17 protein-coding genes are annotated in these 17,289 nt (G+C 71.8%); 7 read left to right on the top strand and 10 right to left on the bottom strand.

Annotation, left to right across the window (positions count from 1 at the left end):
- Positions 1–126: 126 nt before the first annotated feature.
- From OG392_RS02685 to thpR, 7 genes are all read right to left on the bottom strand, one after another.
- The gene (locus OG392_RS02685) at positions 127–1,434 is read right to left on the bottom strand and encodes a hypothetical protein (RefSeq protein ID WP_329275121.1); all 1,308 of its coding nucleotides are present in this window, start codon (positions 1,432–1,434) and stop codon (positions 127–129) included.
- Between the two features lie 139 nt (positions 1,435–1,573).
- Positions 1,574–2,110 carry a hypothetical protein gene (locus OG392_RS02680; protein ID WP_329275120.1) on the bottom strand — a complete coding sequence of 179 codons (537 nt, stop codon included), beginning with the start codon at positions 2,108–2,110 and terminating at the stop codon, positions 1,574–1,576.
- On the bottom strand, positions 2,107–2,673 hold the full coding sequence (locus OG392_RS02675; protein WP_329275119.1) for an RNA polymerase sigma factor: 567 nt from the start codon (positions 2,671–2,673) through the stop codon (positions 2,107–2,109). Before OG392_RS02675 ends, OG392_RS02680 begins: the two co-directional genes overlap by 4 nt.
- The gene (locus OG392_RS02670; protein WP_329275118.1) at positions 2,660–3,103 is read right to left on the bottom strand and encodes a DUF3995 domain-containing protein; all 444 of its coding nucleotides are present in this window, start codon (positions 3,101–3,103) and stop codon (positions 2,660–2,662) included. Before OG392_RS02670 ends, OG392_RS02675 begins: the two co-directional genes overlap by 14 nt.
- A 388-nt stretch (positions 3,104–3,491) precedes the next feature.
- On the bottom strand, positions 3,492–4,409 hold the full coding sequence (gene bla, locus OG392_RS02665; protein WP_329275117.1) for a class A beta-lactamase: 918 nt from the start codon (positions 4,407–4,409) through the stop codon (positions 3,492–3,494).
- 103 nt (positions 4,410–4,512) lie between these two features.
- Complete coding sequence (locus tag OG392_RS02660) at positions 4,513–5,220, bottom strand: VOC family protein (RefSeq protein ID WP_329275116.1); 708 nt, start codon at positions 5,218–5,220, stop codon at positions 4,513–4,515.
- Between the two features lie 78 nt (positions 5,221–5,298).
- Positions 5,299–5,922, bottom strand: a complete 624-nt coding sequence (gene thpR / locus OG392_RS02655) for an RNA 2',3'-cyclic phosphodiesterase (RefSeq protein ID WP_329275114.1) — start codon at positions 5,920–5,922, stop codon at positions 5,299–5,301.
- Between the two features lie 307 nt (positions 5,923–6,229).
- Here thpR and OG392_RS02650 point away from each other — a divergent pair, with 307 nt between their 5' ends.
- Entirely contained in the window at positions 6,230–8,269 is a 2,040-nt protein-coding gene (locus OG392_RS02650; protein ID WP_329275113.1) for a calcium-binding protein, read from the top strand.
- Positions 8,270–8,312: 43 nt separating this feature from the next.
- Here the strand turns inward: OG392_RS02650 and OG392_RS02645 are convergent, their stop codons facing one another.
- The 3 genes from OG392_RS02645 to OG392_RS02635 are packed head-to-tail and all read right to left on the bottom strand — an operon-like array spanning position 8,313 to position 10,384.
- Entirely contained in the window at positions 8,313–8,870 is a 558-nt protein-coding gene (locus tag OG392_RS02645) for a hypothetical protein (RefSeq protein ID WP_329275112.1), read from the bottom strand.
- Positions 8,871–8,872: 2 nt separating this feature from the next.
- Complete coding sequence (locus tag OG392_RS02640; RefSeq protein ID WP_329275110.1) at positions 8,873–9,511, bottom strand: SGNH/GDSL hydrolase family protein; 639 nt, start codon at positions 9,509–9,511, stop codon at positions 8,873–8,875.
- Positions 9,512–9,523: 12 nt separating this feature from the next.
- Positions 9,524–10,384 carry a fumarylacetoacetate hydrolase family protein gene (locus tag OG392_RS02635; protein WP_329275108.1) on the bottom strand — a complete coding sequence of 287 codons (861 nt, stop codon included), beginning with the start codon at positions 10,382–10,384 and terminating at the stop codon, positions 9,524–9,526.
- A gap of 152 nt (positions 10,385–10,536) precedes the next feature.
- On the opposite strand from OG392_RS02635, the gene OG392_RS02630 reads away from it, so the two are divergent.
- The 6 genes from OG392_RS02630 to OG392_RS02605 all read left to right on the top strand — a co-directional run bounded on the left by OG392_RS02630 (position 10,537) and on the right by OG392_RS02605 (position 17,288).
- Entirely contained in the window at positions 10,537–11,547 is a 1,011-nt protein-coding gene (locus OG392_RS02630) for a hydroxyacid dehydrogenase (RefSeq protein WP_329275107.1), read from the top strand.
- A 302-nt stretch (positions 11,548–11,849) separates the two neighbouring features.
- Positions 11,850–13,175 carry a sugar ABC transporter substrate-binding protein gene (locus OG392_RS02625; protein ID WP_329275106.1) on the top strand — a complete coding sequence of 442 codons (1,326 nt, stop codon included), beginning with the start codon at positions 11,850–11,852 and terminating at the stop codon, positions 13,173–13,175.
- Positions 13,172–14,167, top strand: coding sequence for a carbohydrate ABC transporter permease (locus tag OG392_RS02620; RefSeq protein ID WP_329275105.1), 996 nt, complete (start codon positions 13,172–13,174; stop codon positions 14,165–14,167). The genes OG392_RS02625 and OG392_RS02620 overlap by 4 nt, the downstream gene beginning before the upstream one ends.
- Positions 14,164–15,030, top strand: a complete 867-nt coding sequence (locus OG392_RS02615) for a carbohydrate ABC transporter permease (protein ID WP_329275103.1) — start codon at positions 14,164–14,166, stop codon at positions 15,028–15,030. Before OG392_RS02620 ends, OG392_RS02615 begins: the two co-directional genes overlap by 4 nt.
- Before the next feature lie 36 nt (positions 15,031–15,066).
- Positions 15,067–16,023 carry a 5-dehydro-4-deoxyglucarate dehydratase gene (locus OG392_RS02610; protein WP_329275101.1) on the top strand — a complete coding sequence of 319 codons (957 nt, stop codon included), beginning with the start codon at positions 15,067–15,069 and terminating at the stop codon, positions 16,021–16,023.
- Positions 16,020–17,288 (top strand): enolase C-terminal domain-like protein, encoded by a 1,269-nt coding sequence (locus OG392_RS02605; RefSeq protein ID WP_329275100.1) that lies wholly within the window; start codon positions 16,020–16,022, stop codon positions 17,286–17,288. The genes OG392_RS02610 and OG392_RS02605 overlap by 4 nt, the downstream gene beginning before the upstream one ends.
- The last annotated feature ends 1 nt before the right edge of the window (position 17,289 follow it).

Below are 17,289 nucleotides of genomic sequence, written 5' to 3'. Positions count from 1 at the left end.
CAGGGGAGGGGGGCTTGTACGTCCTGCGTGAGCGTGCTGCCCTTCCGTGTCGGCCCGGCGGCCTCCGCCCGACCGGAGTTCCGAAGTCCAGGTGTACGCACGATGAACCGCGGCGCGGCAGGCGGATCAGGCGGGGTTCTTCACGTCGGCCAGGTAGCTCGCGCCGATGAGGCAGTCACGCATCTCGTAACGGGGCGCGAGGGTACCGGTCCAGCGGAGGAAACCGGTCGTCCCGGTCGCCGTCGACATGTCGATGAAGCGGCAGCCGTCGTACAGGACCTTGCCGTAGGTGGTCGGGGTGGACCCGGTCGACACCTGGTGCGAGCCCATGAGGCCGCAGTCCACGTATCGCACCATCGGGCCGCGGGCGCCGTTGGCGTTGAAGTCGTAGACGTGCGTGACGGCGTTCGGGGCCCAGGACTTGAAGCTCAGTGCGGTGTCGTCGCAGGACTCGAAGGTGATGTTGCCCTTGTACCACCGGGAGTCGATGACCTTGTGGCCGACGCCGCGCAGTTCGAAGCGGATGCCCTGCGCGTACAGCCGCATGACGGAGTCGGCCCGGGTGGTGGCGTCGGGGGTGAGCTGGAAGAACGTGCCGGTGGACGCGGCGTCGGTGAGGATGTACGAGCCGCCGACGAAGTTCATCGAACCGCCGCGGTTGTTCTTCACGAACACCCCGGACTGGTACTCCACCTTGCAGTCGCGGAACCAGTAGTTGAGGAACTGGTCCTGCTGCGTCGCGGCCGTCGTCATCCCCATGACGAGGAAGGCGTCGGAGTAGGAGCCGCCGACCTGGCAGTGGTCCCAGCCCATCTCGCTGTTCAGGTTGGACGTGGTGGCCGGGCCGTCGAGGCCGATGCCCCGCTTCCAGCTGCCGCGCCACTCGACATCGCTGTACCAGGTGTCCTGGACGCCGTACTCGGCCGACGAGTAGGCGTAGTTGAAGCTCGACGTGGCGTTGGTGCTGGTGAACGTCAGGCCCGAGATGCGGATGTTCTTGTAGCGCTGGTAGTTCGTCCAGAGCGTGGTGTCGTCGGCCGTCGGCGCGTACACGATCCGCGACAGCCGCTTGCCGTAGCCGGTGATCGACACGCCGTCGACGATGCCGCCGTTGCCCTCGCCGTCGACGTTCGGCAGGAGCGAGTCCGGCTGGGTCAGCAGGTACGTGCCGGGCGGGACGACCAGGACCTTTTTCGGGATGGCCCCGGAGATCGGGCCCGGCTGGAACGAGGCCAGGACCTCGGCGGCGGCCGCACGGAAGGCGGCGTCGCTCGGGGTGGCACCGGTCGGGTCCGCGCCCTTGCTGACGACATCGACGCTGTACGGGTCGCCCCCGGAACCGGCCGCGTACGCGGTGCCGCCCGTGGCCAGAGCGCCGACGGCGACTCCGGCTCCCGCTGTCGCCACGCCGCGTATGACGGAACGACGGTCCATGCCTCTGGTCATGTTCTGCCCCCAGGTAATGATCACAAGAAAGGCCTGAATATGATCATGGCAAGGGGTTGAAGGGCAAGATCCAGCCAGAGTCGTATGGCTCGTTCGCTCAGGGTGAGCCCCCGCCCGGCGGCGCCGGTCAGGTGACCCGCCCGGTCAGCCGCGTCATCGCCTCCTCCAGCTCGCGCCGCGCGCCGAACGGCACCAGCGCCGCGCGCCCGGGAACCCGGACGCCGCCGGTGAGCGCGACCCGGGTGTGCCCGCTCTCCTCCTCGGCTTCCGCGGCCGCCATCCCGATCACCAGGAACCGGCTCTGCAGCCAGCACCAGCCGGGCCGCAGCACGCCGTGGAAGTGCGCCCGCAGCCCATAGCGGCTGCGGGCGAGGGCCTCCACCCGGTCGCCGTCGCGCCGCAGGATCCTGACCGACCGCATGTCGGGCTGGAACTCCCCGAAGCCGCCCTCCAGATCGCCCATCACCTGCCAGACGCGGGGGAGCGGCGCGGGGAGCACCCGCTCGACGAGCCGGGCCCCCCGGACGCCGGCGACCATGACGCGCATCCGTCGTACGTCGTCGAGCGGCAGGCCGCCTCTGCCCTCGACGCCCCCACGGCTCCCCATGACCGCATGGCCCGCAGCGCTCTCGGTGCTCTCGTCGTTCACCGTGTTCTCGTTCACGCGGACCACGCCTTTCGGAAACTCTGCCGGGCCCGGTACAGCCGGGACTTCGCCGTGCCGGCCGGTACGCCGAGGAGCGCCGCCACGGACTCCTCGTCCATCCCCTCGATGTCCCGCAGCACGAGAACGGCCCGGTGCGCGGGGGACAGCCTGGCCAGGACGTCGTCGATATCGGCCGCCAGTTGCGGATCACCCCGCTCCGGTACGTCGGCGAGCTCGGCCGGCCGCGCCCGCCCCGCCCGCTTCGCCACCCGAACCGCCTCCCGTACGGAGATCGCCCGCACCCACCCGTACAGCGCCTCCGGCTCCCGTAGCGAACGCAGCGAGGTGAAGACCGCCACCAGGGCCTCCTGCGTGGCGTCCGGTCCGTCGTCCAGCGCGATGGGACGGCAGATCCGGGAGATGTACGGGGTGAGGTGATCGAGCAGCTCGTGCAGGGCCAGCGTGTCGCCACGCCGGGCGGCCCGGACCAACGCGACGCCCCGCTCGGCGGGTGCGACGGTGGCGGCGGACCCGACGGCGGCGGCCGCTTCGACGGTGCGGAGGGGGTCAGCGGGCGGCACGCAGGGCCGCCCCTCCGAAGACCAGGCACAGCGGTGTGTACACGAGCGCGTTGAGCCATGGGAACGCCGTTCCCGAGCCGTCCTTGCCGACGACGATCCACACCAGCCCGGCGGCTCCGCGGAGCAGTATCCCGGTGGCGACGCCGGCCGTGACCAGTCGAGGGATGCCGCGTCGGCGGCCACCACCGCGCGCGTGGAGCGCGACGGCGAACGCCGCGGCCGCCTCGAACACCGCGAGCGGCAGGACCACGGCCGGCCCGAAGGAGACGACGCTGCCGAGGACGGCGAGGGACAGGGCCCGCTCGTCGGCGGCGGGCCAGGTCAGGCCGGTGGCCCAGAGGACGTGCACGAGCGCGAGGACGGCGAGCAGGGCCGCGACCCCGCGCCCGCCGATGATCGTGCGAGGCCGCTCTATGTCGATGACCGCCATGGGGTTCCCCTCCGTTCCGAGGCCGGCGACGCAGCGCGCCGACACCCCGAGGAGGAGAGGTCCCGCCCGAAGGTTCCCTGTGATCCGGCTCACAGCAGCGGAGTGCGGGAGCCCGGGAACGCGGACGACCCGTGGGCCTTGGTCCCGTCCGCTCGAGTTCGGACGGGAGCCGACCGGATTACCGGCGGCCCACGGGTCGGGTGACTGCGTGGTTTTCGGCAGATGACCTGCCGAGGTGCACAGAGTGCGACGGCAGGCCGTTAGCCCGCAGTCACCTCACGAATCCGAAAAGAAACCATGTTCTCGGATCACCTCCTTTCAGCGTGTGACCACAGCCTAGGAAAGCCCGCGGCGACGCTCAAGCGATTTAATTCGACGTCTTTCGCGATCAGCCGAGTTCCGCCGCCACCAGTGCGGCCGCGTCGGCCACCAGCGCGTCGACGGGCGCCGCGTCCTCCACGAAGCGCGTGCTCAGCACGGTGAGCACGATCGGGCCGCCGTCCGGCGGCCAGGTGACGCCCGCGTCGTTGTTGCCGCCGTAGCGCCCGCCGCCGGTCTTGTCGGCGAGGAGCCAGTCGGCGGGCAGCCCCTTGCGGAACCGCTCGCCGCTGGTCGTGTTGGCGAGCATCCACCGCGTGAGCCGCTCCCGGTCCTGACTCGGGAGCGCGTCGCCGAGGATGAGGCGGCCGTAGCTCCGCCCGACGGCCCGGGGCGTCGAGGTGTCCTTCCTGCGCCACGGCTCCGCCGAGTTCAGCTCGGGCTCCCAGCGGTCGAGCCGGGTCGTCAGGTCGCCGATCGACCGCGCGAACCGGGTGACTGCCTTCGGGCCGCCCAGCTCGCGGAGGAGCAGATTGGCGGCGGTGTTGTCGCTGAAGCGCAGCGTGGCGTCGCACAGCTCACCGACCGTCATGCCGTTGGCGAGGTTCTCGGGCAGCTCCGTCCTGGGGGACCAGCCGGACCGTGCGACGTACGCCGCCGTGTAGTGGATGCGGTGGGAGAGGAAGGAGCCGTCGTGGTCGAGGTCGCGCAGCACGGCGGCGACGGCGAAGGTCTTGAAGACCGAGCACATGGGGAAGCGCTCGTCGGCGCGGTACGCGACGGAGCGCCCGGTCCGCACGTCGTGGGCGTACACGCCGAGCCTGGCGGCGTGCCGCTCCTCCAGCTCCCGGAGCCGGGCGACGAGGTCCTCCCCGCCGGGCGCGGAGGCGTTCGCGGTCCCGCCGAGCGGTAACGCGACGGCGAGCGCGGCACCGGCGCCGAGGCCGAGCGCACTGCGACGGGACGGGCTGAAACCTGTGATGGACAAGGTGATTCCCTTTCCGGAGCGATCACTGCACAGGGAAACACGCGTGAGCACCCCCGAACGGTTTCGACAAGCGCGGACGCCGCCGCCGGAAAGGGTGCGGGGGTCAGTCGTCCCGCCCCTGCCACGTCGTGACGCAGGCCTCGTTGCCCTCGGCGTCGGCCAGGACCCAGAAGGCGGGGGCCCGGTCCTCGGACAGGAGCCGGCCGCCCGCCGCGAGCGCGGCGTCGATCCTCCGTGCCGCCTCGTCGTGCGGCACGCAGACGTCGAAGTGGACGCGGTTGCGCTGCGGGCGTGGGGCGTCCATCCGCTGGAACCAGACCGCCGGGCCCTGCCTCACGGGGTCGACGAGTGCGGCGCCCGGGAGGCCGGCACTCGTTCCGTCGGGGCCCGGCTCGTCCGCGTACCCGAGGACCGCCTTCCAGAACGGCCGGATCGCGGCGATGTCGAGCGCGTCGATGGCGATCTCCAGGAGCTGGAGCGACCGCGGTGCCTCCGTCGCGATCTCGGGCCCGGTGCGCAGTCCCAGCCCGCCGACGGCGCTGGACACCCGGTGCGCGAGTGCGACGTCCAGGGTGGTCACTGCCGCGTGCTCGGTGGACTGCAGGGTCAGCAGGACCCGTCCGGCCCGGATGTCCACGGCCAGGTGCCGGTCGGCGTCGTGGCCGCACGCGGCGACCGCGAGCGCCGCCACGTCGGCCGCCTGCGCCATCGACGCGACGGTGACGGCGGTGCGGAGGCCGCCCAGCAGATAGCGCCAGCCCGCGTCGCCGACCGCGGCCGAGGCGCGTGTGCCGTTCAGTGTCGTCTCCATGTCGGGCATCCTCGCAGCCGCGGGCGCCCGGACGGGGCACCTTCACGGACCCCGGGGCGATGCACCGGCGACAGCCGATCAGCGCCCGCCGAACGACCAGGACTCGATGTCGCGGTACCGGATCGGCCCCGGGCCCCGGCCGAAGTCGCTGCCCACCAGGTGGAGCCGTTCGGCCCGCCAGGGGCGACCGGTGAAGCCGGCGAGCCCGGCGGCCACGTCCGGCACGCTGGACAGGTCGTCGCGGCGGGCCCGGGCCAGCGTCAGATGCGGGCGCAGCGGCCGGTCCTCGAAGGGGATGCCGCATTCCCTGACCACGTCGCGCACGTCGGCGGCCAGCCGGTGGAGTCCGTCGACGTCGCCGTCGACGCCGCTCCACAGCACCCGTTCGTCGGAGTGCCCGCCGCCCCGCAGCGCCAGCTCCACCGGCCCGCGCGACGCCGCGAGTCCGGCGAGCGGCGGACGGAGCGCCGGCACGGTCCCGGCCGGCAGCTCGCCGAGGAACGCCAGGGTGATGTGCCAGTCCTCAATGCGGTTCCAGCGCATCCGGGGGTACGCGTCGTAGGCGGGCCGGAGCTGCCGTTCCAGCTCGTCCTTCGCCTCGTCGGGCGGGGCGAGGGCGATGAAGACGCGCACCGTCGACGCCCGGTCCCGATCCCGTTCGCCCCCACCGGGCTCCGTGTCCTGCCCCCGCGCCTGAGTCATGTTCCGTTCCCTGCTCGCCCTGCTCATGCGGTTCGTGCCGCACCCGGCGAGGCCGGTGGGCGTTTCCGATGTGAGGGTACGTGGTGTCCGGGCCGCACTCCCGAACCGGCCCGTCAGTGGGTGAACAGAGCGCCGGCGAGGCGCTGGGCGACCGCCGATCCTGATCGCGCCCCGTGCGCTCCCTCGCGGGGGTGGTTCCCCGGGGCCGGTGAGCGTAGTCCGGCACGGCCCGCCGGAACGGGGCCCGCAACGGCACGAAGCTGTGCGCTGCTCCCCGTACACCACGAAGACGGAGGTTCGTACGCAGATGACCCACGTACAGCTGAGACCGGCGGATCGGCGGCGCAGGACCGGCGGAAGGGCCGGGGTGCCGGCCGCGCTCGGCATGGCGCTCGTCCTCGCGCTGCCCGGCACCGCGCTCGCCGCTCCCGGAGATCTGGATCCGACGTTCGGCGTGGGCGGCCGGGTGACGACTCCGGTCACCGGGTTCGCGGAGGGCCACGACATCGCGCGGCAGGCCGACGGCAAGCTGGTCGTGGTCGGTCTGAGCGAGGCGGGCTTCGCGCTCGCCCGCTACGGCACCGACGGCGGCCTCGACACCGGCTTCGGCGGGGACGGCACGGTGACCAGCGACTTCGGTGGTGGCACGCACACCGCCAACGCCGTCGCGATCCAGCCGTCCGACGGAAAGATCGTCGTGGCGGGCACCACCGAGGTGATCGCGGAGGAGGGCGGCGGCTGCTGTTTCTTCTCCGTGGCCCGGTACAACACCGACGGCAGTCTCGACACGGGCTTCGGCGACGGCGGGCTGGTGCGCGTCGAGGAGTTCGGCGGGTCCGCGGACGGCGCGGACGTGGCCGTCCAGCCGGACGGCAGGATCGTCGCCGCAGGCAAGGGCGGCGGCGGAGGCTTCGCGCTCGTCCGGCTCGGTACCGACGGCTCCCTGGACCCCGGCCTCGGGGGTGACGGGGCGGTCGTCGCGGGCTTCACCCCCACATCGCCGCAGGACGGCGGCGGCATCGCCCGGGGCATGGCGCTGCAGCCGGACGGCAAGATCGTGTCCGTCGGCTACGTGGGCAACACCGCGTTCGACATCGGGGTGGCCCGCTACAACGGCGACGGGTCGCTCGACACCACCTTCAGCGGTGACGGCATGGTGACCGCGGACTTCGGCGGCACCGAGTTCGGCAACGCCGTGGCGGTCCAGCCCGACGGCAGGATCGTCGCCGCGGGTTCGGGCGGCCTCGGCTTCGCCGCGCTCCGCTACAACGCCAACGGCACGCCGGACGTGGGCTTCGGCACGGGAGGCCGTACGTCGGTCAACGCCCCCGGCGACGGCGGCATCGCGTACGGGCTGGCGCTCCAGCAGAACGGCAAGATCGTGCTCGCCGGACGCGCGGACGACCCCGACAGCTCCGAGGCCAACGACTTCGGTCTGGCCCGCCTCAATGTCAACGGCTCGGTGGACACCGGCTTCGGCGGCGACGGCTTCGTCGTGACCGGGTTCAACGACTTCGACGAGGCGCGGGGGGTGCTCGTCCAGCCCGACGGCAAGATCGTCGCGGCCGGGTACGGAGCGGGCTTCTCCTTCGCCCTCGCCCGCTACCAGGGCGGCGACGGTACGACGCCGCCCCCGCCGAGCGCCGATCTGTCGGTGACGAAGGCCGGGACGACGACCGTGAGCATCGGCGACCGCGCCACCTACACGGTGCGGGTCACCAACGCCGCGACGTCCACGGCCACGGCGACCGGCGTCTCGCTCTCCGACACGCTCTCCGGGACCGGCGCGACGCTCGTCTCGGCCGTTCCCTCGCAGGGAACCTGTACGACGACCACGACCGGGGCCACCTGCGCCCTCGGCTCCCTGGCCCCCGGCGCGAGCGCGACCGTCACGGTGACGGCCGAACCCCGTGCCGTCGGCACCCTCACGAACGCGGCCGGCGTCAGCGGCTCGCCGCAGGATCCCGTGTCCTCCGACAACACGGCCACCGCGACCACTTCGGTGAACAACGCGCGCGGGTGCACGATCATCGGCACCAGTGCGGCGGAGACCATCAACGGCGGCTTCGGCAACGAGGTGATCTGCGGCCTCGGCGGCAACGACACCATCCGGTCGAGCTACGGCAACGACACGGTCCACGGTGGCTTCGGGAACGACAACATCGACGGCGGCTACGGTGACGACACCCTGAACGGCGGTCCGGGCAACGACACCCTGGCCGGCTCCTACGGCAACGACCGCCTCACCACCACCGACGGCACCGCGGGCAACGACACCGCCAACGGCGGCGCCGGCACGGACACCTGCACCACCGACCCGGGCGACATCCGCGTCAGCTGCCCCTGACGAAATCCTCGGGGAGCCGGGCGACGTCCGGACGGGCCACTGATCAGCTGAGGTCGGTCAGCGCGTCGGAGACGGCGCCGGGCCGTCCAGGCCTGAGGAGCTTCTCGAAGACGGTGAGGACCAGTTCGTCGGTCTCGTCCAGGGGAAGGTGGTCCTCGCGGCTGACGTGCCCGTCCCGGGGGCGGAAGCCGTGCTTGACGAACGACGCGATGCGGGTCCCGTCCCGCATCGCGTCCGCGCTCTTTCCGTCGGTGTGCAGGAACGTGTAGCTCCGGCCGTGGACGACGGCCCGCCCGGTCTTGTCCCGACGGCGCCCGTCGGCGGCGCCGTCGCCGACGAAGGCGTCCGGGTCGTGCGGATCCAGTGAGATCGCGCTCGTCCCCCGGCCGGGCAGCGACGGACCGTCGGCTTCGAACGCCTGGTTCACGACCGCGTTCTGGCGCTTGGCGAACCACCCCGTGAAGTGCTGTACGGGTTCTATGGGTACGGACGCCCGGACGTCGCCGACGGCGTCGATCACGTCGGCGCGGGTGCGGGCGTCGTCGACGGCGATGCGCCAGCCGCTACGGGTGGGCCGACGCCAGAGAGGCATGTCAGTCATGCTCACAGCCTCTCAGACGGGGTTCTCCCCTCGTACACCCCGGCCGCCTCCAGCCACGCGCGCGCGATGACGCGGTGGCCGAGCGGGCTCGGATGGACCCCGTCGGGGGCGAGGGCGGCCGCGCCGTGTTCCTCGGCGGCGCGCGGCAGCGCCAGGTCCGTGCGGACCACCGTCGCCCCGTGAGCGGTCGCCGCGCGCAGGACGGCGTCGGTGCGGGGTGCGAGGTCCTCGAACCACGTCTCCTGTTCGGGGCCGGCCGGCAGCAGGAACGGCGTCATGACGAACAGCCGGGCGGCGCACTTCTCCTTCACGAGGGCGAGGACGCGGCCGAGCGAGGCCTCGAACTCCGTTATGGGGCTGAGGAGTCCGCGGTCGTAGCGCCGCCAGGTGTCGTTGATGCCGATCAGGACGGTGACGACCGAGGGGGCGAGGGCGAGGACGTCGGTGGCCCAGCGCGCCTCCAGGTCGTGGACCCGATGGCCGTTGACACCCTGGTTGACGACGGTCGCGGGGGAGGGCAGGGCCTCGGCGATCATCCGGACGTAGCCGTCGCCGAGGGACGCGGGGTCCTCGCGGTCGCGGCCGGTGTCCGTGACGGAGTCACCGATGAAGAGCAGCAGGTCGTCCCGGGTGAACCGCACGCGCGTCTCCTCTCAGGCCTGCCGGAAGGTCTGGCGCATGGTGCCCAGACCGTCGATCCCGCACTCGACCACATCACCGTGACGCAGGTACGGCCGGGGTTCGGGCCGGCCGAGGGCCACGCCGGCCGGGGTGCCGGTGTTGATGACGTCCCCGGGGTACAGGACCATGAACCGGCTGAGGTAGCGGATGATCTCGGCGACCGGGAACACCATGTCCGCGGTCGTGCCGTGCTGACGCCCGACGCCGTTCACCGTCAGCCGCAGCGAGAGCTTCTGCGGGTCGGGAACCTCGTCCGGAGTGACCAGCCACGGACCCAGCGGGTTGAAGGTCTCGCAGCTCTTCCCCTTGTCCCACTGGCCGCCCCGCTCCAACTGGAACGCGCGCTCGGAGACGTCGTGCGAGACCGCGTACCCGGCGACGCACGCGAGCGCGTCCTCGTCGCTCTCCAGGTACCGGGCGGTCCTGCCGATCACCACGGCCAACTCGACCTCGTAGTCCGTCTTGACGCTGTCGCGGGGGATCAGCACCTCGTCGTACGGCCCCGAGACCGTCCACGGGTCCTTCATGAAGACCACGGGCTCGGCCGGCAGCTCCGCTCCCGTCTCCTCCGCGTGGTCACGGTAGTTGAGGCCGACGCAGACGACCTTCCCGGGCCGTGCGACCGGAGCCCCGATCCGTACGCGGTCGACGGGGACGTCCATGGCGGGCAGGGCGCCCGCCGCGACGGCCTCGGCGAGCCGGTCGAGCACGCCGTCGGCGAGCGAGCGGTGGTCGATGTCGTCGGCGATGCCCGAGGCGTCGAGCAGCCCGCCGGCCCCGTCCAGGACCGCGAGACGCTCCGCCCCCGCTTCGCCGACCCTCAGTACACGCATGCCAGCCATCCCTCACCATAGACATCGGATGTATCGACTGTGGAATGCAAGCAATCGCCCGCAGTTTTGTCCAGCCCTTCGACAGGATCAGGATTGTCCTCCGATGTATCGTGTGGCCCGCCGATACCGCCACGCCCCAGGAGGCCGAGCCGATGGCAGCTGCGACCACAACGCCCAACGTCCTGCTGGTCATGGAGGAGGAGCGCAGATCCGATGTCTACCCGGCCCACGTCCTGGCGGACATCGGACACCTGGCGCGCTGGCGTGCTCCCGCCCTCACCCGCGACGCCCTCCTCCGGGACCCCGGCGTGTTGGAGGAGGTCGACGTCCTGCTCACCGGCTGGGGAGCCCCGGTGCTCGACGCGGCACTGCTCTCCCGTGCGCCGCGGCTGAACGCGGTGATGGTGGCGGCCGGTTCGGTACGCCACCTGACGCCGCCGGAGTTCTGGGCCCGCGGCATCCCCATCGTGTCCGCGGCCGCCGCCAACGCCGTCCCGGTCGCCGAGTTCACCCTCGCCCAGATCCTGCTCGGCCTGAAGCAGGTGCACCGCCTCGGCCGCGAGGTGACGGTCGGCCGCCGCTTCCCGCACGATCCGCCGGTCGCCGGAGGGTACGGCTCCCGCGTGGGCCTGCTCGGACTCGGTGAGATCGGCCGGCTCGTCGCCCGGCTGCTGCGGAACTTCGGCGTCGAGGTGCTCGCCTGCGATCCGGTGATCGACCCGGCCGCCGCCGCGGAGCTGGGTGTCCGACTCACCGGAATCGACGAGCTGTTCACCTCCTGTGACGTCGTGAGCGTCCATGCCCCGCTGCTGCCCGAGACCGAAGGCCTCGTGGGGGAGCGGCTCGTGGCGCTCCTCCCCGAGGGGGCGACGCTGATCAACACCGCCCGGGGGGCGGTGCTGGACGAGCCGGAGGTGATCGGAGTTCTCCGCGACCGGCCCGACCTCACCGCCGTCCTCGATGTGACCTGGCCGGAGCCGCCCGCGCCGGACTCGCCCCTGTTCACCCTGCCGAACGTCCTCCTCACCCCGCACCTGGCCGGCGCCATGGGACGTGAACGCGCCCGCCTGGGTGAGCTGGTACGCGACGAACTGCGGCGACTGGTGCACGGCGAACCCCTGCGGCACGCCGTCGCCCCCGACCGGGCGTCGACCCGGGCCTAGCCTGGCCTGTTTCCTGCGCCCCGAACCCTCGCCCCCGCTCAGACATCGGAGCTTTGATCGATGTCTGAGCGAGGAGCTCCCAGGAATGCTCCCGGCGTCGAGGTGAAGCGCTTCGCTTCCCGACGCGGCTCCCTGACTGCTCAAGCGGGTGATGAGGGCTCCGACGGATACGCGTCATCAAGCGCCTTCATTCGTTTCAACTCTTTTCAGTCATCGGACTATTGACCCTCGTTCGGCCGCGCGTTAGCGTCCCCGGCAAGCGCTTACAGGCCAGCTGCCGACGGCGGCGAACAGGAGTTGTCATGCAGAGAACGCGATGGATCGGTGCGGGTTTTCTCGCCTCGGCGTTGGCCCTGACGAGCTGTACGTCCGGTCCTGCCGGGACGGACGCCAAGCAGGACTCCAAGGCGGAGCTGGAGCTGTGGACCAGGACCACGCCCGGCGGCCCCGGCGAGAAGGCCACGCTCCGGCTGGTCGAAGGCTTCGAGAAGGCCACCGGGCACAAGGTCAAGGTCACGGCGATCTTCGACGACTTCGAGACGAAGCTCCAGCAGCGCGCCGCTCAGCGGCAGTTGCCCGACATCGTCATGAACGACGTCACCCAGCTCGGCGCGATGCACAGCCAGGGCCTCCTCAGGGAGATCGACCTCGGCAAGATCAAGGGCAGTCAGGATCTCGTCGAGCAGGCCCGGGACTCCGGCCGGAGCGTCGACGGCAAGCAGTACGGCATCCCGTACTCCGCCCAGGCCGGCGCCCTCCTCATCCGCAAGGACTGGCGCGAGAAGCTCAAGCTGCAGGCTCCGCGGACCTGGGACGACTTCGCCGCGCTCGCCGCCGCCTTCACCACCCGCGACCCCGACGGCAACGGCAAGCAGGACACCTACGGCCTCGCCGCCCCGCTGTCCACCAAGCGCGGCTACGCCTCCTGGTACTTCTCCAACTTCCTCTGGGCCGCCGGCGGGGACTTCGTCACCGAGGCGGGCCAGGGGAAGTACAAGCCGTCGATGACCGGCAAGGAGTCGACGGAGGCCATGCGCTGGTTCCGCGCACTCGGCTGCGACGCGAAGGTCGTCCAGCCCGGTGCCGTCACCATGGACACCCCGCCGACGAACGAGACGTTCGAGGCCGGCAGGACCGGCATGTTCGTCGTCGGCCCCTACCTCATGTCCCGCTTCGACAAGTCCCTCGGCAAGGACAAGTACGAGGTCGTCCCCATGCCCAAGGGCCCGAAGGACGCCACCGTGCTCGCCGAGGGCGGCTCCGTCTACCTGATGGCCGGCTCCGAGAACAACGCCGGACAGGACGCCTTCGCCGGGTACGCCATCTCCGCCGAGGGCCAGAGACTCGGCATGGAGGGCGTCGACGGCTCCACCGTCCAGCTCCCCGTGAACAAGACCGTCGACGTCACCGAGGTCCGCCCCGACCCCCGCTGGAAGACCTACGCCGACGCCTACCGCTCCTCCGGGCGCTACGCCCCCTCCCTCCCCAACTGGACACCGGTACGGCAGACCACCGCCGAGACGGTCAACGCCCTGATGGCCGACTGCTCCCTCGACCTGGGCGAGAAGCTGCGTGAACTCGACACGAAGCTCGCCGGGATCCTCCAGGAGCAGGGAATCGCCGGATGACGAGCCTCGACCAGGTGACGGCGGCCGCAGACCCGGCGGCCGGCTCCACCCCGCCCGCCGCGCGCGGGCCGGCGACGACCGCGCCGGGAGGAGGCGGGACGCCCGTCTCCCGCCGCGTGAGGAACCGCCGCGGGGGCCGGTGGTGGACGCCCTGGCTCTTCCTCGCCCCCGCCCTGATCCTCTTCCTCTACTTCAAGTTCATCCCCATGGCCAGCGCGCTGACCATGTCCTTCCAGGAAGTCCAGCCCTACCTCGGCAACCGGTGGGTCGGCGGCGAGAACTACGCCACCGTGCTCTCCTCGGACGGCTTCCGCGAGGCCGCCTGGCACACCGTCGTCCTCGCCGTCGGACAGACCGCGGGATCGATGCTGCTCGGCCTCACCCTCGCCCTCCTCATGGAGGGGCAGGGCCGCAGACTCGGCTTCGTCCGCTCGGCGGCCTTCCTCCCCGTCGTCGTGCCGATCGCGGTCGTCGCCGAACTCTGGCGGATCATGTACCACCCCACCGAGGACGGCATGCTCAACTCCCTCCTCGGCCTCGTGGGATTCGGCCCGTCGGGATTCATCAACGACCCCGACACCTCGATGGCCTCCATCATGCTCACCGGCATCTGGCGGGGCGCCCCCTACGACATGATGATCTTCCTCGCCGGACTCGCCGGGGTGGACCGCGGACTCTACGAGGCCGCCAAGGTCGACGGCGCGTCCCGGTTCCAGCGCATCCGTCATGTGACCCTCCCCGGTCTGCGCGCCGTCCTCACCATCCTCTTCGTCCTCGCCGCCATCCGGGGCCTGCGCGTCTTCACCGAGGTCTTCCTGCTCACCAACGGCGGCCCCGACGGCTCCACCGAAGTCGTCATGACCGTGATCTACAAGCTGGGCCTCGAACAGAACCGGCTCGGTGTCGGCGCGGCCGGAGCCGTCCTGCTGTTCCTGGCGACGCTGCTCCTGACGGTCGGCGTCCACCTGTTCCGACGGAGGGGTAACGAATGAGCGCGCCGACCGAGACCGCCCTCGGACTGACCGAGAGCCGCAGCGCCGCCGGCCGCGCCCTCAAGGTCCTCACGTACCTCCTCGTCCTCATCGTGTTCGCGGGCCCGCTGCTCGCCCTGCTCGTCAGCGCGTTCAACCACGTCAAGGACCCCACCCAGCTCAGCGTCCTCCCCTCCGACCCCACCGTCGACAACTTCGCCGTCGCCTTCGACCAGGGCGTCCTGAAGTACCTCCTCAACTCGTTCTTCGTCGTCGGCTTCGGACTGCTGCTCCAGGTCGCCGTCTCCGTCCTCGCCGGCTACGCCCTCGCCAGGAAGCGCTTCCGGGGCATGACCCTCGCGTTCGTCGCCATCCTGGCGACGCTCATGCTGCCCGAGGAGATCCTGGCCATTCCGCTCTCCGTGATCCTCGCCGACCTGCCCGTCGTCCACATCAGTCTGATCGGCTCCCTCGCCGGCATGATCGTGCCCGTCGGCGCCTGGGCGTTCTCCATCCTCGTCATGACCGAGTTCATGAAGGAGGTGCCGAAGGAGCTGGAGGAGGCGGCGCGCATCGACGGCGCCGGAGACCTGCGGATCTTCGCGCAGATCATCCTCCCCATGTGCAAGCCCGCGCTCGGCGTCATCGGAGTCTTCGGCTTCACCATGATCTGGGACCAGTACCTGCTGCCCCTGCTCGTGGCCACCGACTCCTCCTCCTACACCCTGCCGCTGGCCCTGCGCACGCTGCGGGTCGACCCCCTCGTCACCCCCGGCGTGGTGATGGCCGCCTCGCTGCTCGCCCTGCTGCCGTCCGTCATCGTCTTCCTCTTCTTCCAGCGCTCCTTCGTCCACGGCCTGTCCAGCGGCGCCCTCAAGGGCTGACCCGAACGGCCGACCCCTCCGAAAGGACCACCTCCCGTGATCCCGTCCGGCCTGATGTCCTTCCCGCTCACGCCGTTCACCCCCGCCGACGAGGTGAACACGAGCGTGTTCACCGACCACATCGAGGACCAGCTCGCCCACGGCCCCGCCGCCCTCTTCGTCGCCTGCGGCACGGGGGAGTACTCCTCGCTCAGCGCCCCCGAGTACGCCGAGGTCGTCCGGCACGCCGTACGCGTCGTCGCCGGCCGCGTACCCGTCTTCGCCGGCGCCGGAGGAGGCCTCGGCACCGCACAGGCGGCCGTCGCCGCCGCCTCCGAGGCGGGAGCCGACGGGATCCTGCTGCTACCGCCGTACCTCGTCGGCGGCACCGAGGAGGGCTACGTCTCCTACGTGGAGTCCGTCGCCCGCGCCGGCCGCCTCCCCGTCCTCGTCTACCGGCGCGGCCTCGCCAGGATCGGCGTGTCCACCGCCCTGCGGCTCCTCTCGGTGCCCCAGGTCGCCGGGATCAAGGAGGGCGACGGAGACCTGGACTCGATGGCCCGCATGGTCACCGCCGTACGCACCAGCGGCCACCCCCGTGCCGAGACCTTCGCCTTCCTCAACGGCCTGCCCACCGCCGAGGTCAGCGCGACCGCCTGCCGTGCCATCGGCATCCGCGACTACTCCTCCGCCGTCCTGTGCTTCGCCCCCGACATCGCCCGCGCCTTCCACACGGCCCTCACGAACGGCGACACCGCCACCACCGGCCGGCTCCTCGCCGACTTCTACCTGCCGCTGACCGCCCTCCGCGACCAGGTCCCCGGCTACGCCGTCTCCCTCGTCAAGGCCGGAGCCCGGCTGCGCTCGCTCGACGTCGGCCACGTCCGGGCGCCCCTCGTGGACGCGGCCCCCGACCACGTCGACCAGCTCGCGGACCTCCTCCTCCAGGGCCGGCGCGCCCTGACCGGACCCACCCCCGCGCACGCCGCTCCCGCCGTGGCGGTCGCCTCGTGAAGGTCACCTCCGTCGTCGTCACCCCCGTCGCCTTCGCCGACCCGCCGCTGCTCAACGCCGTCGGCGTCCACGAGCCGTACGCCCTGCGCGCGGTGGTGGAGGTCAGGACCGACACCGGCGCGTACGGCCTGGGCGAGAGCTACGGCGACGCCGCCCACCTCGCACTGCTCCGCGCCGTCGCCGACGACCTGCCCGGCCTCGACCCCTTCGACCTCAACGAACTGTCCCGCAGGGTCGGGGCGATCGCCGGCGGCCGGGTGGCGCGCGACGCCCACGGCCTCATCGGCGACGGCGGCGCGGCCAAGACGGTCGCGAGCGTCACCTCGCCGTTCGAGGTGGCCTGCCACGACCTCCAGGGCAAACACCTCGGCAGGCCCGTGTCCGACCTCCTCGGCGGCGCCACACGCGACCGGATCGACTTCTGCGGCTACCTGTTCGCCAAATGGGCCGCGCACCCCGGACACGAGCCCGACGAGTGGGGCCCGGCGCTCGACCCCGCGGGACTCGTGGCGCAGGCCCGGATGTTGACGGACCGCTTCGGCTTCCGCTCCTTCAAGCTCAAGGGCGGCGTGCTCCCGCCGGACGACGAGGTCGCCGCGATCCGCGCCCTGCGCGAGGCGTTCCCGGACCACCCGCTCCGACTCGACCCCAACGCGAGCTGGGACCCGGACACCGCCGCCCGGGTCGCCGAGGAGCTGACGGGAGTACTGGAGTACCTGGAGGACCCGGTCGCCGGCATCCCCGCCATGGCGGAACTCGCGCGGACCGCCCCGATGCCCCTCGCCACCAACATGTGCGTGGTCACCTGGGAGCACCTGACCCAGGCGATTCCCGCCCGGGCCGTCGGCGTCCTGCTCGGCGACCACCACTTCTGGGGCGGACTCAGGGCGAGCCAGCAACTGGCCACCGCCTGCCACCACTTCGGCATCGGCATGTCCATGCACTCCAACTCCCACCTCGGGATCAGCCTCGCCGCGATGGTCCACCTCGCCGCCGCCACCCCCGCCGTCACCCACGACCTGGACACCCACTGGCCCTGGAAGCGGCCCGAGGACGACGTCGTGACCACCCCGTGGAACCTCGTCGACGGCGCGATCACCGTCCCGCGCGGCCCCGGACTCGGCGTCGAGCTGGACCGCGACGCACTGGACCGGCTGCACGAGCAGTACCTGGCGTGCGGCCTGACCCGCCGCGACGACACCGGCTACCTGGCCCGCGTCGCCCCCGGCGTACGGCTCCGCGAAGACGTCCACGAACCGGCCTGAC

It is taken from the genome of Streptomyces sp. NBC_00691 (assembly GCF_036226665.1).
GTDB lineage: Bacteria > Actinomycetota > Actinomycetes > Streptomycetales > Streptomycetaceae > Streptomyces.
Note: the sequence above shows the minus strand (reverse complement) of the source record. Positions and strands in the feature narration are given on the sequence as shown.